The sequence below is a fragment of the Amycolatopsis sp. NPDC059021 genome (genome assembly GCF_042739895.1).
Lineage (GTDB): Bacteria > Actinomycetota > Actinomycetes > Mycobacteriales > Pseudonocardiaceae > Amycolatopsis.
This window is the reverse complement of record NZ_JBHYIQ010000065.1, coordinates 42,032-57,567: the sequence shown is the minus strand read 5'-3', so window position 1 is coordinate 57,567 and position 15,536 is coordinate 42,032. Positions and strand designations below refer to the sequence as shown.

The following is a 15,536-nucleotide window of genomic DNA, read 5'->3' as shown; positions in this document are numbered from 1 at the left end:
TCCTTGAGGGACTCTAGCTCCCTCAAGGAGGCCCCCACGGACCGCGGAAGGAATGAGCGGAAGCATTCGAGCGAGAGCGAAGCCCCTTGCGACATGGGCACGCCGCCTCCCGATACCAAAGCGTCGTGAACCTCGGGGCCGGGTTCACGACGCTTCTTTTCCGGCTTGCAGCCAGGGTTACTCAGCCGTAATAGGTCCAGAGTTCGACCCGGTCCGTCTGCTCGTAGCACTTACTGTCTCGACCGGAGGACCGGTACATCGCCAAAGCATCAAAGCCGCACTGGGTTTTCCCCGCCTGGTCGAGCGAGTACCACCGGACATAGACCCAGGTTCCCTGCGTGGTGAACTGGCCGGAAGCGGCGGAGGCCGAAACTGTGCCGGTCGACGGTGCTGCCACGGCGGCACCGGGCACGGAGACAGCAAGGCCGAGCGCCGCCATGGCAGCACCGGCACCGAACGCGATCTTACGAAGCACGTGGGTTCCTTACGTTCATGGCGTGAGCCGTTTCGAGGGGTGCGGGCCGACGCTAACAACCCACGACCCCCCATAGACTGACGAATGTCCGTTCGGACATCGACCGTGCCGGAACCACCGCGAGGCCAGGCGAATACTCAGTTCGCGGGCCAGCGAACCCGGGCCGGAACCCCGTCAGGGGTCCCGGCGGAGTAGCAGCGCGAGTAAAGGTCCCTTGCTCCTACCCGGGCAAGAATCAGGCGTCGAGGGCCAGGGCGGTCACGACCTCCTGGGCACTCGCGGTCAGTTCCGCCAGGCCGGGGGGCGAAACCGAGCCGGTGCCCGCCAATGCGTCGAAGATGGTGCCGTCGAGCCAGCCGATCAGCAGCCGCGTGTGCCGCGCGGGGTCCGGCGAACCCGCGGTCGCGAGGAGCTCGGCGCAGCGCTGCCGGATCTCCAGGCCGCCGCGGTCGTAGGCGGCCCGCAGCTCCGGGCGACGGGTGGCTTCCAGCGCGAATTCGTACCGGGCCAGCATCCGGGTCCGCCCGCGCGTGATCGCGTCGTACGCGGCGCGGGCGAGGTACTCAGCGAGGTGGCCCGGCGGCGGGTCGGCGTCGAGGTTGTCGAGTTCGATCATCCGCGCGATCGCGAGTTCCAGCAGCGCCGCTCGTGTGCGTGCGTAGTACGACGTCGAGCCCGCGGGCAGGCCCGCGAAGCGGTCCACCGCGCGATGCGTCAGGCCGCGCATGCCCTCGGCGGCGATCACCGCGATCGCGGCGTCGCCGATCGCGGTGACCCGGTCCGTCGTTCCCGTCACCTCGGCAGTCTACCGAGGGCTCTACAGGTGTAGAGTTCTCTACAGACGTAGAGGGAGGCGCCATGAAGAACGCGGTGGTGGTCGGCGGGGGTATCGGCGGGCTGAGCGCGGCGGTCGCGTTGCACCAGGCCGGCTGGCAGGTCACGGTGCTCGAGCGTGCACCGGAGTTCACCGAGATCGGCGCCGGGATCTCCTTGTGGCCCAACGCCGTGCGCGCGCTCGAGACGATCGGCGTCGGCGAGCGGCTCGCCCCATTGCTCGCGGTCCAGCGCGGAGGCGGGCTGCACGACCGTCGCGGCCGCCGCCTCACCCACTGGGACACCGACACCTTCGAGCGCCTGCAGGGCGGCCCGCTCACCGCCGTCCATCGCGCGGATCTCATCGACACCCTCCGCACCGCGCTCCCCCAGGATCGGCTCCGCACCGGCGCCGAAGTCACCGAGGTCCGGCCGGACGGCCGCGTGCGCATCGGTGACGAGGAGATCCACGCAGACCTCGTCGTGGCCGCCGACGGCATCCGCAGCCGGATCCGCCAGGCCCTCTGGCCGGATCACCCCGCGCCGGTCTACTGCGGGGCCACCGCCATCCGCGGCATCGCCGAGCTACCCGGGCTCGTCGAGCTGAGCACCACCTGGGACCGCGGTACCGAGGTCGGCGTGATCCCGCTCGTCGACGGCCGCGTCTACTGGTGGGCGGGTTACGTCACCGAACCCGGGATCCGGCACGCCGACACCAAGGCCTACCTGACCGCGCGGTTCGGCGGCTGGCACGCCCCGATCCCGGCGGTGATCGCGGCGACCCCACCGGAAGCCCTGCTGCACCACGACGTCGACCACCTCGCCATCCCGTTGCCCAGTTACGTCCGCGGCCGGATCGCGCTGCTCGGCGACGCCGCGCACGCGATGCCGCCGTTCCTCGGGCAGGGTGGCTGCCAGGCGATCGAGGACGCCGTCGTCCTCGCCCATGTAGTGTCCACAAAGGACAGCATCGACAGTGCCCTGCGCGAGTACGACGTCCAGCGCAGGGCACGCAGCCAGCGGGTCGCGCGCGCGACACTACGTGCGGGACAAGCCGGCCTGCTGCTGCGCAATCCCGTCGCCACCGCGCTCCGTGCCGCGCTGTTGCGCGTGCTCCCGGCCTCGGCCGCGGCGCGCGCCAACGGCGCCATCACGCGCTGGGAGCCTCCCCGCCCACCAGCCCGGCCTCGTACGCGGTGATCGCGGCCTGCACCCGGTTCCGCGCGCCGAGCCGGTTCAGGATCGTGCTGACATGCGCCTTGACCGTGCCCTCCACGACGAACATCTTCGCCGCGATGTCCGCATTGGACAGTCCGGCGGCCAGCAGCGTCAGCACTTCCCGCTCGCGCGGCGTCAACGCGGCCACCCGCGAACGGGCCGCCGCGCCCCTGGCCAGCTGTCCGCCCGAAAGCCGCGCGATCACCCGCTGCGCGACCTTCGGCGAGAGGAACGCGGCGCCCTCGGCCACCGCGTGGATGCCCGCGAGCAGTTCCCGCGGGTCCCCCGACTTCAGCAGGAAGCCGCTCGCGCCGAGGCCGAGCGCACGTTCGATGTAGGCGTCCTCGCCGAACGTCGTCAGCATGATCACCCCGGTGTCCGGCAGCACGCGGCGGATCTCCTCGGCCGCGGCGAGCCCGTCGAGCACCGGCATCCGGATGTCGAGCAGCACGACGTCGGGCCGGGTGGCCAGCGCCTGGTCTACGGCCTCCCGTCCGTTGCCCGCCTCCGCGACGACCTCGATCGCGTCGTCGGCGGCGAGGATGGCCGCCACCCCGGCACGCATCAACGCCTCGTCGTCAGCCAGCACCACCCGGATCACGCGACCCCCTCGGCTCGTCCTCGCTCAGCATGTCCTTCGACACCAGTATGTCGTCGGCGAAACACAGCCGATACGCCGCATAGTTCGCGTTGAGCCAGGTGCGTTCGGTGCCGTAGTAGACGCACTGCGCGTTCAGCGGCGCCACCGGCCAGCCGCTCCGGGGCCGGGCGACCCGTTCCCGGACCGGAAGCAGCGGCGTGACCTGCTCCCGGCGCTGCCCGGCCTGGAGCTGGTCATAGCTCGCGGAGGGCAGTTCCGAGGTGTACCACTGATAGAGGAACACCACCCCGCTCACCGCCAGCACGACGGCGAACAGTCCTAACGGGACGACGATCGCCTGGATCAGGCTCCGCCGCACGTCACGACGGGCCGACATCAGCTCCTTCGCCGACACCGATTCCTCGGCTTCGGCCACCTCACCGCTTGCGGCGGCCGGAGCGGCGTCGTGCGGCAAGATCGCCGTGACCTCGAACCCGCCGTCCTTCGATGCGGCACGCAACGTCCCGCCGACCAGCCGGACGCGCTCACGCAGGCCGACGAGCCCACGCCGGCCCGAGGACGCGCCGGGCAGCGGCCCCGCTGGGCGCGCGCGATTGGTCACGCGCACCTCGGTCGTGTCACCGGTGTGAGAGACCACCACCTCGACCGCTGCGCCGGGAGCATGTTTCGCGACGTTGGTAAGCGCTTCCTGGACGACGCGGTAGACCGCGAGCCGGACCATCGGCGGCGCGTCGGGCGCACTGTCCACTCGCGACTCGATGAGCATCCCGGACGACCGCGCGCGATCGATCAGCTCGCCGAGATCGCCCTGCACGGGTTCGACCGGCGCGGCGTCCTCCCGCAGGACGCCGATGATCTCGCGAAGCCGCTCGGTGGCCGTGGCGGCGTTCTGCCGCAACTCCGCCGCGGCCGCGCGCTGCGTCTCGTCGAGTCCACCCGCCACTTCCAGCGCCGCCGCGCGCACGGCGAGCAGGGTCAGCTCGTGCCCGAGCGAATCGTGCATGTCACTCGCGATCCGGGTACGTTCCCGCAGCCGGGCCTGATCGGCGATGATCTTCTGGCGGCTCTCCATCTCCTCGGCTCGCCGCCAGCCGGTACGCGCCAGATCGCCGCGCAGACGGACGTAGCGGCCCAGCAGCCACGGCGTGACCGACGCGAAGACCAGCGCGCCCATCATCGCGCCCCAGTCGGAGAACCCGGACTCGCCGAAGACCAGCGAGAACGGCAGCCCGATCACCGCGACCACACCGAACGCGGCCAGCATCGGCCGCGCACCGGCCATCCGCAGCCCGGCCAGGTAGCTCATCCCGACCATCAGGAAGATCTCCCAGATCGGCACGCGCCCGCCGTAGTCGAACGGGATGACGAACACCCCGCACATCGCGACACCCAGCGACACCACCGGGTACCGCCGGGCGGTGACCACCGCGACCGTGACCGCGGCGAGCCCGCCGGCGAACTCCCATTTGACCGGGTTGTTCCAGCTGTCGGCCCGGACGAGGAACGCGAGCGCCAGCCACAGGAGGACGTCGAGGATCACCCGCCATCTGCGTTTGGTCCGTTCTCGCACGATCATCGACGCTACAAGCCCGCTCCCGGGCGCACCATTGGTCGAAAGTAACCCGTCCCGGCGCCGGCCGATGCTCATATCCGCGCGTTCGCGGGCCGCATGAGGCATGATTACGCACCATGGCCGAGCGCACACTCGCCGACCAGCTCGGCGGTTACCTCCCCGAGGGCATCGAAGCCCTCGAGGAACACGAGAAGCTGGACCTCGCCGACGCGCTGCGAGACGCCCGACGGCGGCAAGCGAAGCATCTCGCCCAGGCAGGCGAAGAGGCCTTGCGCTACGTCCCGGCGTTGCTGCGCGGTGCCGTCCGCAAGGCAGTGGGCCTGTGACCGCGCGGAACTTCGCCGCACGCGCCGAGATCCTCAAGCTCGCGCGCGTGCTCGGCGTCGAACCGGAGAACCTGGACTACCTCGAACGGGTCGACGAGGACGATCTGCGTGCCTTCCGCGAGCAGGTCACCGACACCCTGTTCGACGCGAACCTCACTGTGCTGCAACGCATGGCGCTGGCCAGCAGGCTGCTGCCCGGAGCGGTGCTGGCGAAGATCGCCGAACGCGTCTTCGGGCCGATGCTGTGCGCGCGGATCGCCGGGCTCGTGGACGTCAACCGGGGTATCGACGTCGCGAAACGGCTCTCGCCGAAGTTCCTCGCCGAGGTCGCCGCGGAACTCGACCCGCGAAGGGCGAGCGCGATCATCACGCGCATCCCGCTGGACACGGTCGTCGAGGTCGCGCGGGAGCTGACCCGGCGCGAGGACTGGATCACGCTCGGGCGGTTCGTCGGGCACCTGCCGGACGTCACGGTCCAGCGCAGTCTCGAAGTCGTCGGCAACGCCGACCTGCTGCGGATCGCCTTCGTCCTCGACGACAAGAGCCGGATCGACCACGTCGTCGCGCTGCTGCCGGAGGGCAGGCTGGCCGCGGTGCTCCGCGCCGCCGTCGACGACGAGGATCTATGGGACCCCGCGCTCGACCTGATCACCCACCTGGGCGACGAACGGCTGGACACCGTGCTCGCGCTCGTCGACGAACTGCCCGCCGGGCTGCGCGAGCGGGTTCAGGCGACGATCAGGTAGATCCCGTAGCAGACGACCGCCGCGCACACGGCGAAACAGGCGACCGCGCGGGTCAGCGCCGCCGTGCCGCTGCCGCCCGCTGCCCGCGCCGAGATCCGCTCGGACAGCCCGCGGACGCCGAAGGAGAACAGCGTCGCCAGGACCGCGACCGTGCCCAGCGCGATGACGAACACGATCCCGAGCGCGCCCCAATCGATCTTCACGACGCTCCCCTCACGCCGCGACCGGTTGCGGCTGCTCGTTTTCCGGATCGTTGACCGTCTTCGCGTTGACCGGGTTCCGCTTGGACGCGAGGTAGATGCCGAGCGCGACGAGGACCCCGGCGACGCCGACGAGGATCGTGCCCCAGCTGCCCCGCGTCGAGACTTCGGCGGCGACCGCGCCGACGATCGCCGCGGCGGGCAGCGTCAGCGCCCAGGCGATGACCATCTTGCCCGCGACGCCCCACCGGACCTCGGCGAGCTTGCGGCCGATCCCGGACCCGATGATCCCGCCCGAGCACACGTGCGTCGTGGACAACGCGAACCCGAGGTGGGAGGAGGCCAGGATGACCGCGGCCGCACTCGTCTCGGCGGCGAACCCTTGCGGCGTCTGGATTTCCGTGAGCTTCTTGCCCATGGTCTGGATGATCCGCCAGCCGCCGAGGTACGTGCCGAGCGCGATCGCCCCGCCCGCGCTGAGGATCACCCACAGCGGCGGTCCCGAACCGGGAGCGAGCGAGCCGGACGCGATCAGCGTCAGCGTGATCACGCCCATCGTCTTCTGCGCGTCGTTCGTGCCGTGTGCCAGCGAAACCAGCGACGCCGAGAGCACCTGCCCGGTCTTGAACGTCTTGCCGACGACGTCCTGACGGGCCTTCGCGGTGATGCGGTAGACGAGGAATGTGCCCGCGATCGCCACGATTCCCGCGACGATCGGGGACGCCAACGCCGGAATGAGCACCTTTTCGACGACCTTCGCGAAATGCACCGCGTCCGAGCCGGACGCGATCCACGTCGCGCCGATCAGCCCGCCGAACAGCGCGTGCGAGGAACTCGACGGCAGCCCGACCAGCCAGGTCAGCAGATTCCACACGATGGCGCCGACGAGCCCGGCGAAGATGATCACCGGGGTGACCTTGGTGTCGTCCACGATCCCGCCCGAGATCGTCTTCGCCACCTCGACGGAGAGGAACGCGCCGACGAGGTTCAGCACCGCGGAAATCGCGACGGCGACTCTCGGCCGCAGCGCGCCGGTGGCGATCGACGTCGCCATCGCGTTCGCGGTGTCGTGGAAGCCGTTGGTGAAATCGAACGCGAGCGCCGCGACGATCACCACGAGAACGATCAACGAGAAGTCCATGTGTTCCCCCGTCGCGAGACGGACCCCGAGCCATTCCGACGCTACTCACCGATCGGGGCACCCCCGATCCCCTTCGCGTGTCGGCTTCCTGAACTCTGCGTGAACCCGGGTGGGGTTGTCCCTACCAGCGAAACAGCGGGACAGCGGATCCTCCAGTCCTTTGTGGACCAGGTCGCTGTTTTCAGGGCCGCTCGGCCGGCCGGTGGTCGTAGGACGCGCGGGCGGCGTGGACGCGGGACGCGTTGGCCCGGGACCAGTCGGCGATCGCGGTGGTGAGAGCGCCTGCCTCGATGCCGAGGGCGGTGAGGCCGTACTCGACGCGCGGCGGGATGGTCGGGTAGACGGTGCGGCTGACCAGCCCGTCGCGTTCGAGATTGCGGAGCGCCTGAGTGAGGGACTTCTGGGTCACGCCCTCGATGCGGCGACGCAACTCCGTGAAGCGCAGCGGCCGCTCGTGCTGCCGAAGCAGGCCGAGGATGTAGAGCGACCACTTGTTGGCCAGCACGTCCACCACGGTGCGCGACGGGCAGTCCTTCGAGTACACGGGTCCTGGGTCGGTATCCATCAGGTACCTATATATCGAAAAGGTGCCTACTTCACAAGAGATACCACCCAGGCGCATGATCGAGCGGAAGACGGGACCGTGCTCAGCGCAAGGAGAACATCATGATCTTGGTTACCGGCGCGACCGGCACAGTGGGATCGGAAGCCGTCCGGCTGCTCGCCGCGCAGCACCATCCCACGCGGGCGCTGGTCCGTGACCCGTCCCGCGTACCGCACAGCGCCGCCGGGAGCGGCATGGAAATCGTCACCGGCGACTTCGACCGTCCGGACACGCTGGACGCGGCGATGCGTGACATCGACACTGTCCTGCTCATCAGCCCGGCCGTGCCCGCTCAGGAGATCGCGGTCATCGACAGCGCCGCGCGCCAGGGAGCGAAACACATCGTCAAGATCACCAACCACAAGGCGTCAGCCGACTCCCCCGTCGGCCGGCGACGAGGCCACGCGCGGGTCGAGGCGCACCTGAAGTCCACCGGGCTCGGGTACACGCTGCTCGCGCCGAACCTCTACCTGCAGAACCTTCTCACCTTCGCCCCGTCGATCAAGCAGACGCGGGGTTTCACGATGTCGGCGGGCGACGGCCAGGCCGGGATGGTCGACGCCCGCGACGTAGCCGCCGTCGCGGCGGCAATCGCCGCCACGGCCACCGACCACGCCGGGCGCACCTACCTGGTGACCGGCCCCGAGCTGATCACCTACACCGACGTCGCGAAGGAACTGGGCGACGCACTGGGACACGCGGTCGAGTACCGCCGGATTTCTCCTGACGAGCACCGGCAGGCGATGATCCGAGCAGGCCTCCCCGAGACTGTCGCGGCCTCCAACGCCCAGGTGTTCGGGCTGATCGCCGAAGGTGATGCGGCATGGCTGTCCAGCGACGTCGCATCGATCACCGGCGCCTCGCCGCGCAGCCTGCGCACCTTCATCGCCGACCACCTCACCGCCTTCGCCTGAGCCCGCCGGAAAACCGCGACTCGGTCAGCTCATGCCTGCGGGCAGCGGATCCTGGTCCAGGAACCGCTGCCCGTTCGCCGCGGATTCCCGCACCGCCGCGAAGCCGTACCGGCGCATTTCCGCCTCGTATTCGCCGATGGCGTCCGGCTTCCCGCTGCCCAACGCGGCGGCGAGCGCGGCGCCGTCCTGCATGGCGGTGTTCGCCCCGGCCCCGGCGGCCGGGCTCATCGCGTGGATCGCGTCGCCGACCAGCGTCACCGGCGTGGGCTCCCACGGCGCGATCGGCACGCTGGTCCGGATCGAGATGAGGAACGCCGTCTCGGGAATCCAGCTTTCGACCATCCTGGTCACGCGTGGATGCCAGCCCTTGACCCGTTCGAGAACCAGCTCCCGCATCGCTTCCCCGGACAGCGCCCGGAGTTCGTCGTCGGACTGGGCGAAGGTCTCCTTGCGGGCACCGAACGCACAGGTCATGTACGGCTCGTGGTCACGGAGCCGGAGCCCGGGCGCAAGCCGCGCACAGGCGTCGGCGACCGGCTCGGGATAATCGACCGGCGCGATCCCGATCATCGACTTCTCCGGTCCGGAGATGATGCTGAACACCGCGAACATGGCGGGATCGAACAGTTCCCGGGTCTCGGCGGTGAGCGGGATCTTGCCGTACAGCTGGCGGAGTCCGGTGTCGACGATCCTCGCGTGGGGCAGATATTGGCGGCGCACCGGCGAATTCACCCCGTCGGCCCCGACGAGGATCGCGCCACGGGCTTCGGTCCCGTCCGCGAAGTGCGCGATCACCGTGCCCCCGCGCCGTTCGTAGCGGACGAACTCCTTCCCGAAATGGACATTGTCGAGTCCTTCGAGCAGGATCTGCCGGAGCGTGAACCGGTTGATGTTGAGCTGGACCGACCGGTGCTCCAGCCCGACCTCGGTGACGCGCGTGAGCTGGGTGTCGTAGATCGGGGTGGCGGACCTCGGGCGTCCGGACGTGGCGCGGAACAGTTCGTGCAGATGAGGCGGGAGCACGGCGCGCAGCGCGTCGTCTCCGCGAGTATCGATGTGCAGCCGGTAGCCCTGACGCCGGAAATCCGGCGAGGGGTCGCTTTCGTAGACGGCGCAAGGAATTCCGGCCTTGCGCAGGCCCTGGGCGAGGCAGAGTCCGCCCAGCCCGGCGCCGATCACGAGAACGGCGTTTTCCGGCAGCTCATACGTGGTCATCGTGGTGTCCCTTCCGTACCAGTACTGGTTCGAGAGGGACGCACAGGGCAGGCCCGCTCACGGCGGGCGCTCGGAAATAACGCGATCACGTCGTCCGGCCTAACCCATACCGGACAGAGGTCTTTCGCGCGTCCTTTCCCTTTCACGCTAGCGCAGGCTTTCCCTCCGCCGCCACATCTTTGCCGCCTCCCGCCGTCGCTCCGGCCCGGCCGTGGAGGCGTGGCGGTGGTCCGTGGGGGCCTCCCTGAGGGACCCAGAGTCCCTCGATGTGGCCCCCACGGACCGCCCCGACCTGCGAAAAGAGAGCAAGGGACCTTTGCTATCGTCCGTGAGCACATCAACGATTAGCGCGCTAACGAACGTGAGCAAAGGTCCCTTGCTCCTCCGCCGCGAACGGAAGATCTCGTGCAGCGGCCGGCGACCCGGCTAACGCAGCCGAGTGCCCCGCCGCCACACCGCCCACGTCAATGGCACCCCTGGCCGATACGCCAGATGGGTCACCGAGGGCGCGTCGAGCACGTGCACGTCGGCCCGCGCGCCAGGGCGCAGCACGCCGACGTCGCTCCGCCGCAACGCGCGCGCTCCGCCCGCGGTCGCCGACCACACCGCTTCCTCGATGCTCATCCGCATCTGCAGCACGGCCGTCGCCACGCAGAACGCGACCGACGTCGTGTACGAGCTGCCCGGGTTGGCGTTGCTGGCCAGCGCGACCGTCGCCCCCGCGTCGAGCAACCGCCGCGCGGGCGCGAGCGCCTGCCGTGTCGACAAATCGCACGCGGGCAGCAGGGTCGCGACGGTGTCCGACGCGGCGAGCGCCTCGACGTCGGCATCGCTCAGGTACGTGCAGTGGTCGACGCTCGCCGCGCCCAGCTCGACCGCGAGCCGCACCCCGGGGCCTTCGCCGAGCTGGTTGCCATGCACCCGCAGCCCCAGCCCGCGTTCCGCCGCGGCCTTGAGCACACGGGCCGACTGCGCCTCGTCGAACGCGCCGGTCTCGCAGAAGACGTCCGCCCACCGCGCGTGCTCCGCGACAGCGTCGAGCATGTCGCCGCACACCAGGTCCACATAGGACTCGACCTCGGCGCCGGGCGGGACGAGGTGGGCACCGAGGAAGGTCACCTCGTCGGCGACCTCGGCGGCGATCCGCGCCGAGCGGGCCTCGTCGGCGACGTTCAGGCCGTAGCCGGTCTTGGTCTCCAGACAGGTGGTGCCCTGCCACGCCGCCTCGTCGACGTGCCGTCGCAGGTTCGCCGCCAGCTCGGCGTCCGAAGCTTCCCGAGTGGCACCGACCGTGGTCGCGATTCCGCCCGCACTGTACGGCTTTCCCGCCATCCTGGCCTCGAACTCGGCGGTCCGGTCCCCGGCGAAGACGAGGTGCGTGTGGCTGTCCACCCAGCCCGGCAGCACGGCACGGCCTTCGGCGTCGACACGCTCGTCGGCGTCGGGCGCGTCCGACGCGAGGCCCGCCCAGGCGACCTCGCCGCCGTCGAGTACCAACGCCGCGTCGTGGAGTTTGCCCAGTTCCGGATCGTTCGTGGTGAGTTCGCCGATGCCGGTGATCAGAACTGCCACAATGCCTCGATCTCCTTGGCCAGTACGGTTTCCGGACGTTCGATGAGCTGGTGCTCCCCATCGCGGACGATCTCGCGGCCCGCGACCACGACGTGCCGCACGTCGGCGCCGGACGCCGCGAAGACCGCGCCCGAGGGCTCGATTCCGGCCGTCCGCACCGAATCGAGGCCCACCGTGACGAAGTCGGCGGCCGCTCCCGCCGCGAGTGTCCCGGCCTCCGGCCAGCCGACAGCGTCGTGCTCCGTCGCGGCAGCCACCAGTTCGTCCGCCGAGAACCGGCCGCGTTCCTCGCTGGCGAGCCGTTCGTTCAGCTCCAGCGCCCTGGTCTCCTCGAAGGCGTCGACGACGGCGTTGCTGTCACTGCCCACGCACAGCCGAACCCCGGCGTCGAGCAGCGCGCGGGCGGGGCCGATGCCGTCGCCGAGATCGCGTTCGGTGGTCGGGCAAAAGCACGCCCGGCCGCGCGCCGCGCCGAGACGTTCGATGTCGAGCTGCGTCAAATGCGTGGCGTGCACGGCGGTCAGCCGCTCGCCGAGCACGCCGTGGTCGTACAGGATCGTCGTCGGTGTCCGGCCGTACGCCGCCAGGCACTGTTCGTTTTCCGCCCGCTGCTCGGAAAGGTGGATGTGCAGCGGGCGCTCCGGCGGCGTCCCATTGTCCACATCGGACAACTGGTCGGCCGGGACGGCGCGTACCGAGTGGATGGCGCCGCCGACCCGGAACAGCTCGTCCTCGGCCAGCTCGGCGACGCGCCGCGCCCAGTTCTCCGCGGTGCCGTCGGAAAACCGCTGCTGCACCTCGTCCGGTTCGACGCCGATGCCGCCCGCCAGATAGCAGGTGTCGAGCAGGGTCAGCCGGATCCCGGCGTCCGCCGCGGCGCGCCGCAACGCGTCACCCATCGCGTTCGGCTCCGCGTAAGGCTTTCCGCCGGGTGCGTGATGCAGGTAGTGGAACTCCCCGACGCTGGTGTATCCGGCGAGCACCATCTCCGCGTACACCCCGCGCGCGAGCCGGTAATACGCGTCGGGGTCGAGCCGGGCGGCCAGCGAGTACATCCGGTCACGCCAGGTCCAGAACGTGCCGCGCTCGCGGTGGGTCCGCCCGCGCAGCGCCCGGTGGAACGCGTGCGAATGCCCGTTGGCGAACCCCGGCAGCGTCAGCCCGCCCAGCACCGTCCCGGCACGGGGCGCGTCCGGAGTCACCTGCGTGATCCGGCCATCGGCGACCTCGACCCGGACCGCGCCGGCGATGCCGTCCGGCAGCCAGGCCCGCTCACACCAGTACGTCGTCATGTCGACATTTTCTCCAGGACTTCGGCGAGCGCGCGAGCACCCTGCTCGACGTCGTCGGCCTCGGCGAATTCCTCCGGCGAATGGCTGATCCCCGTCGGATTCCGGACGTACAGCATGCCGGACGGGACGAATCCGGCCAGGATCGCGGCGTCATGCCCGGCTCCGGTCGGCAGTTCGGGCGGACTGCCCAGCCACGTCCCGAGATCCCGCCGCAGCGCCTGGTCGAACACGACATCGTCCGAATAGGACTCCCGGGTGATCTCGACCCCGCAGCCCTCTGCCTTCGCCGCCGCGCACGCTGTCTCGGCGAGTTCGTCGACCAGCTTGATCGTCCTCGTGTCACCGGGAACCCGCGCGTCCAGCCACAGGTCCACAGTGGACGCGATGACGTTGGTGCCGCCCGGCGTCGGCACCACTCTGCCGACGGTGGCACGCGCGTCGTCGAATGCCCTGGCGAGCCGCCGTGCGGCGACCACCGTCTCCGCGGCCGGGATCATCGGGTCGCGCCGGTCGGTGATCAGCGTCGCCCCGGCGTGATTTCCCTGACCGGAGAAGGAGAATCGCCAGCGCCCGTGGGCGATCACGGTGCTGCCGACCGCGACCGGCGAGCCGAGGTCGATCAGGCCGCGTCCCTGTTCGACGTGCAGTTCGACGAACCGCCCGATCCGGCTCAGCCGCTCGTGGTCCGGCCCGATTCGTTCGGGATCCAGCCCGGCCTTCGCGGCCGCCTCGGCGAACGTGACGCCGCTCGGGTCACGAAGCGCACGGGCTTTGCCAGCGTCGATGGTACCGGTCATCAGCCGCGAACCGAGGCACGGAACGCCGAACCGGCCGCCCTCCTCCTCGGCGAAAACCACGATCGCGAACGGCTTGACTGGGCGGAACCCCTTGTCCTGCAAGAGTTCCACGGCGGCCAGCGCACTGGCGACACCGAGCGGGCCGTCGAAGGCGCCGCCGCCGGGAACCGAGTCGAGATGGCTCCCGGTGACGACGGCATCCGGGCCGGGCGTTCCCCACCAGGCCCAGATGTTGCCGTTGCGGTCGGTCTCGATGTCGAGGCCGAGCCGCTGCGCGCGTTCCACGAACCACGTCCGCAGCTCGCGTTCGGCGGCGTCGAAGACGTGCCGCGAGTAGCCGCCGCGTTTGCCGTCGGTGCCGACCTCCGCGATCTCGCCGAGCAGCCCGCTCGCCGTCATCAGCCCTCCTTCATGGGCACTCGGACGCCCCGCTCGTCCGCGACCTCGGACGCCCGCTCGTACCCGGCGTCGACGTGCCGGATGACGCCCATGCCGGGGTCGTTCGTCAGCACCCGCTCCAGTTTCTGCGCCGCCAGCAGTGTGCCATCGGCGACCGTGACCTGCCCGGCGTGGATGGACCGGCCCATGCCGACCCCGCCGCCGTGGTGCAGCGACACCCAGCTCGCCCCGGAGGCGGTGTTGACCAGCGCGTTGAGCAACGGCCAGTCGGCGATCGCGTCGGAGCCGTCGGCCATGCCCTCGGTCTCGCGGTACGGCGAGGCGACGCTGCCGGAGTCGAGGTGGTCACGTCCGATGACGACCGGTGCCTTCAGCTCGCCGCTGGCGACCATCTCGTTGAACCGCAGGCCCGCCAGATGCCGCTCACCGTAGCCGAGCCAGCAGATCCGCGCCGGAAGCCCTTGGAAGGCAACGCGTTCGCCGGCCATCTTGATCCAGCGCGCGAGGGATTCGTTCTCCGGGAACAGGTCCAGCATCGCGCGGTCGGTCGCGGCGATGTCCTCCGGGTCGCCCGAGAGCGCGGCCCAGCGGAACGGCCCGTTGCCCTCGCAGAACAGCGGCCGGATGTAGGCCGGGACGAACCCGGGGAAGTCGAAGGCGCGCTCGCAGCCACCGAGTTTCGCCTCGCCACGCAGGGAGTTGCCGTAGTCGAACACCTCGGCACCACGGTCGAGGAAGCCGAGCAACGCGTCGACGTGATCGGCCATCGACTCGCGGGAGCGGTCGGTGAACTCGTCGGGCTTCTTCGCGGCGTAGTCGTGCCAGTCGTCGACCGAGATTCCCTTGGGAAGATAGGAAAGCGGGTCGTGGGCCGAGGTCTGGTCGGTGACGATGTCGACCTCGACACCGCGGCGGAGCAGTTCCGGCAGCACCTCGGCGGCGTTGCCGACAACGCCGACGGACAGCGCGCGCTTCTCCTTCTTGGCGGCGATGACGCGGGCGATGGCGTCGTCGAGGTCGTCGGCGACCTCGTCCAGGTAACGCGTTTCGACGCGGCGGTGCGCGCGCTGCGGATCGCATTCGATGACGAGCGCGACGCCGTCGTTCATCGTGACGGCAAGGGGCTGCGCGCCGCCCATGCCGCCGAGGCCGGCGGTGACCGTGAGCGTGCCCTTGAGGCTGCCGCCGAACTTCTTCTTCGCGACTGCGGCGAAGGTTTCGTAGGTGCCCTGCAGGATTCCCTGCGTGCCGATGTAGATCCAGGACCCGGCGGTCATCTGCCCGTACATCGTCAGGCCCTGCTGTTCCAGGCGCCGGAATTCGGGCCAGGTCGCCCAGTCGCCGACGAGGTTCGAGTTCGCGATCAGCACCCGCGGCGCCCATTCGTGCGTGCGGAACACGCCGACCGGCTTGCCGGACTGGACGAGCAGTGTCTCGTCATTGTCCAAAGTGGTCAGTTCGCGGGTGATGGCGTCGAAGCTCGCCCAGTTGCGGGCGGCCTTGCCGGTGCCGCCGTAGACGACGAGGTCCTCGGGGCGCTCGGCGACGTCGGGGTCGAGGTTGTTGTGGAACATGCGCAGCGCGGCCTCGGTCTGCCAGCTCTTGGCGGTGCGCTGGGTGCCACGTGCGGCGCGGATCGTGCGGGACATG

Annotated in this window: 16 protein-coding genes; 4 read left to right on the top strand and 12 right to left on the bottom strand. The window is 70.2% G+C overall.

Annotation, left to right across the window (positions count from 1 at the left end; genetic code table 11):
- Positions 1 to 181: 181 nt before the first annotated feature.
- Together ACFWX1_RS31600 and ACFWX1_RS31595 are read right to left on the bottom strand one after the other, a co-directional pair.
- Entirely contained in the window at positions 182 to 475 is a 294-nt protein-coding gene (locus ACFWX1_RS31600; RefSeq protein WP_378393404.1) for a hypothetical protein, read from the bottom strand.
- A 235-nt stretch (positions 476 to 710) separates the two neighbouring features.
- Complete coding sequence (locus ACFWX1_RS31595) at positions 711 to 1,271, bottom strand: TetR/AcrR family transcriptional regulator (protein ID WP_378393403.1); 561 nt, start codon at positions 1,269 to 1,271, stop codon at positions 711 to 713.
- Positions 1,272 to 1,333: 62 nt separating this feature from the next.
- Here ACFWX1_RS31595 and ACFWX1_RS31590 point away from each other — a divergent pair, with 62 nt between their 5' ends.
- The gene (locus ACFWX1_RS31590) at positions 1,334 to 2,488 is read left to right on the top strand and encodes an FAD-dependent oxidoreductase (RefSeq protein WP_378393402.1); all 1,155 of its coding nucleotides are present in this window, start codon (positions 1,334 to 1,336) and stop codon (positions 2,486 to 2,488) included.
- Here ACFWX1_RS31590 and ACFWX1_RS31585 read toward each other — a convergent pair.
- Positions 2,439 to 3,107, bottom strand: coding sequence for a response regulator (locus ACFWX1_RS31585; RefSeq protein ID WP_378393401.1), 669 nt, complete (start codon positions 3,105 to 3,107; stop codon positions 2,439 to 2,441). The genes ACFWX1_RS31590 and ACFWX1_RS31585 overlap by 50 nt on opposite strands.
- Positions 3,085 to 4,677, bottom strand: a complete 1,593-nt coding sequence (locus tag ACFWX1_RS31580) for a sensor histidine kinase (protein WP_378393400.1) — start codon at positions 4,675 to 4,677, stop codon at positions 3,085 to 3,087. The genes ACFWX1_RS31585 and ACFWX1_RS31580 overlap by 23 nt, the downstream gene beginning before the upstream one ends.
- Before the next feature lie 119 nt (positions 4,678 to 4,796).
- Between ACFWX1_RS31580 and ACFWX1_RS31575 the strand changes: the two genes are divergently transcribed.
- Positions 4,797 to 5,006 carry a hypothetical protein gene (locus tag ACFWX1_RS31575; RefSeq protein ID WP_378330324.1) on the top strand — a complete coding sequence of 70 codons (210 nt, stop codon included), beginning with the start codon at positions 4,797 to 4,799 and terminating at the stop codon, positions 5,004 to 5,006.
- Complete coding sequence (locus ACFWX1_RS31570) at positions 5,003 to 5,752, top strand: hypothetical protein (protein WP_378393399.1); 750 nt, start codon at positions 5,003 to 5,005, stop codon at positions 5,750 to 5,752. Before ACFWX1_RS31575 ends, ACFWX1_RS31570 begins: the two co-directional genes overlap by 4 nt.
- On the opposite strand, the gene ACFWX1_RS31565 is transcribed toward ACFWX1_RS31570, so the two are convergent.
- The 3 genes from ACFWX1_RS31565 to ACFWX1_RS31555 form a co-directional block, all read right to left on the bottom strand.
- Complete coding sequence (locus tag ACFWX1_RS31565; RefSeq protein WP_378393398.1) at positions 5,734 to 5,955, bottom strand: hypothetical protein; 222 nt, start codon at positions 5,953 to 5,955, stop codon at positions 5,734 to 5,736. The two genes, ACFWX1_RS31570 and ACFWX1_RS31565, sit on opposite strands and share 19 nt — an antisense overlap.
- A gap of 10 nt (positions 5,956 to 5,965) precedes the next feature.
- Positions 5,966 to 7,093 carry an anion permease gene (locus tag ACFWX1_RS31560; RefSeq protein WP_378393397.1) on the bottom strand — a complete coding sequence of 376 codons (1,128 nt, stop codon included), beginning with the start codon at positions 7,091 to 7,093 and terminating at the stop codon, positions 5,966 to 5,968.
- Positions 7,094 to 7,274: 181 nt separating this feature from the next.
- Positions 7,275 to 7,658 (bottom strand): winged helix-turn-helix transcriptional regulator, encoded by a 384-nt coding sequence (locus ACFWX1_RS31555; RefSeq protein WP_378393396.1) that lies wholly within the window; start codon positions 7,656 to 7,658, stop codon positions 7,275 to 7,277.
- A 101-nt stretch (positions 7,659 to 7,759) separates the two neighbouring features.
- On the opposite strand from ACFWX1_RS31555, the gene ACFWX1_RS31550 reads away from it, so the two are divergent.
- The gene (locus tag ACFWX1_RS31550; protein ID WP_378393395.1) at positions 7,760 to 8,611 is read left to right on the top strand and encodes an NmrA family NAD(P)-binding protein; all 852 of its coding nucleotides are present in this window, start codon (positions 7,760 to 7,762) and stop codon (positions 8,609 to 8,611) included.
- Between the two features lie 24 nt (positions 8,612 to 8,635).
- Here the strand turns inward: ACFWX1_RS31550 and ACFWX1_RS31545 are convergent, their stop codons facing one another.
- The 5 genes from ACFWX1_RS31545 to hutU all read right to left on the bottom strand — a co-directional run bounded on the left by ACFWX1_RS31545 (position 8,636) and on the right by hutU (position 15,535).
- Positions 8,636 to 9,826, bottom strand: coding sequence for an FAD-dependent oxidoreductase (locus ACFWX1_RS31545; protein ID WP_378393394.1), 1,191 nt, complete (start codon positions 9,824 to 9,826; stop codon positions 8,636 to 8,638).
- A gap of 426 nt (positions 9,827 to 10,252) precedes the next feature.
- On the bottom strand, positions 10,253 to 11,398 hold the full coding sequence (hutI, locus tag ACFWX1_RS31540) for an imidazolonepropionase (protein WP_378393393.1): 1,146 nt from the start codon (positions 11,396 to 11,398) through the stop codon (positions 10,253 to 10,255).
- Positions 11,386 to 12,690: a formimidoylglutamate deiminase gene (locus ACFWX1_RS31535; RefSeq protein ID WP_378393392.1), complete on the bottom strand. Its 1,305-nt coding sequence runs from the start codon at positions 12,688 to 12,690 to the stop codon at positions 11,386 to 11,388. Before ACFWX1_RS31535 ends, hutI begins: the two co-directional genes overlap by 13 nt.
- On the bottom strand, positions 12,687 to 13,886 hold the full coding sequence (locus tag ACFWX1_RS31530) for an allantoate amidohydrolase (protein WP_378393391.1): 1,200 nt from the start codon (positions 13,884 to 13,886) through the stop codon (positions 12,687 to 12,689). Before ACFWX1_RS31530 ends, ACFWX1_RS31535 begins: the two co-directional genes overlap by 4 nt.
- A complete protein-coding gene (hutU, locus tag ACFWX1_RS31525) occupies positions 13,886 to 15,535 on the bottom strand; it encodes a urocanate hydratase (protein WP_378393390.1) in 1,650 nt (549 codons plus the stop codon). Before hutU ends, ACFWX1_RS31530 begins: the two co-directional genes overlap by 1 nt.
- Between the last annotated feature and the right edge of the window lies 1 nt (position 15,536).

What these genes read in the sequence shown, in the direction of transcription:
- hutU (WP_378393390.1), bottom strand. Translation starts at nt 15,535, where the DNA reads ATGTCCCGCACGATCCGCGCCGCACGTGGCACCCAGCGCACCGCCAAG.
- ACFWX1_RS31550 (WP_378393395.1), top strand. Translation starts at nt 7,760, where the DNA reads ATGATCTTGGTTACCGGCGCGACCGGCACAGTGGGATCGGAAGCCGTC.
- ACFWX1_RS31560 (WP_378393397.1), bottom strand. Translation starts at nt 7,093, where the DNA reads ATGGACTTCTCGTTGATCGTTCTCGTGGTGATCGTCGCGGCGCTCGCG.
- ACFWX1_RS31555 (WP_378393396.1), bottom strand. Translation starts at nt 7,658, where the DNA reads ATGGATACCGACCCAGGACCCGTGTACTCGAAGGACTGCCCGTCGCGC.
- ACFWX1_RS31545 (WP_378393394.1), bottom strand. Translation starts at nt 9,826, where the DNA reads ATGACCACGTATGAGCTGCCGGAAAACGCCGTTCTCGTGATCGGCGCC.
- ACFWX1_RS31530 (WP_378393391.1), bottom strand. Translation starts at nt 13,886, where the DNA reads ATGACGGCGAGCGGGCTGCTCGGCGAGATCGCGGAGGTCGGCACCGAC.
- ACFWX1_RS31535 (WP_378393392.1), bottom strand. Translation starts at nt 12,690, where the DNA reads ATGACGACGTACTGGTGTGAGCGGGCCTGGCTGCCGGACGGCATCGCC.
- ACFWX1_RS31590 (WP_378393402.1), top strand. Translation starts at nt 1,334, where the DNA reads ATGAAGAACGCGGTGGTGGTCGGCGGGGGTATCGGCGGGCTGAGCGCG.
- ACFWX1_RS31575 (WP_378330324.1), top strand. Translation starts at nt 4,797, where the DNA reads ATGGCCGAGCGCACACTCGCCGACCAGCTCGGCGGTTACCTCCCCGAG.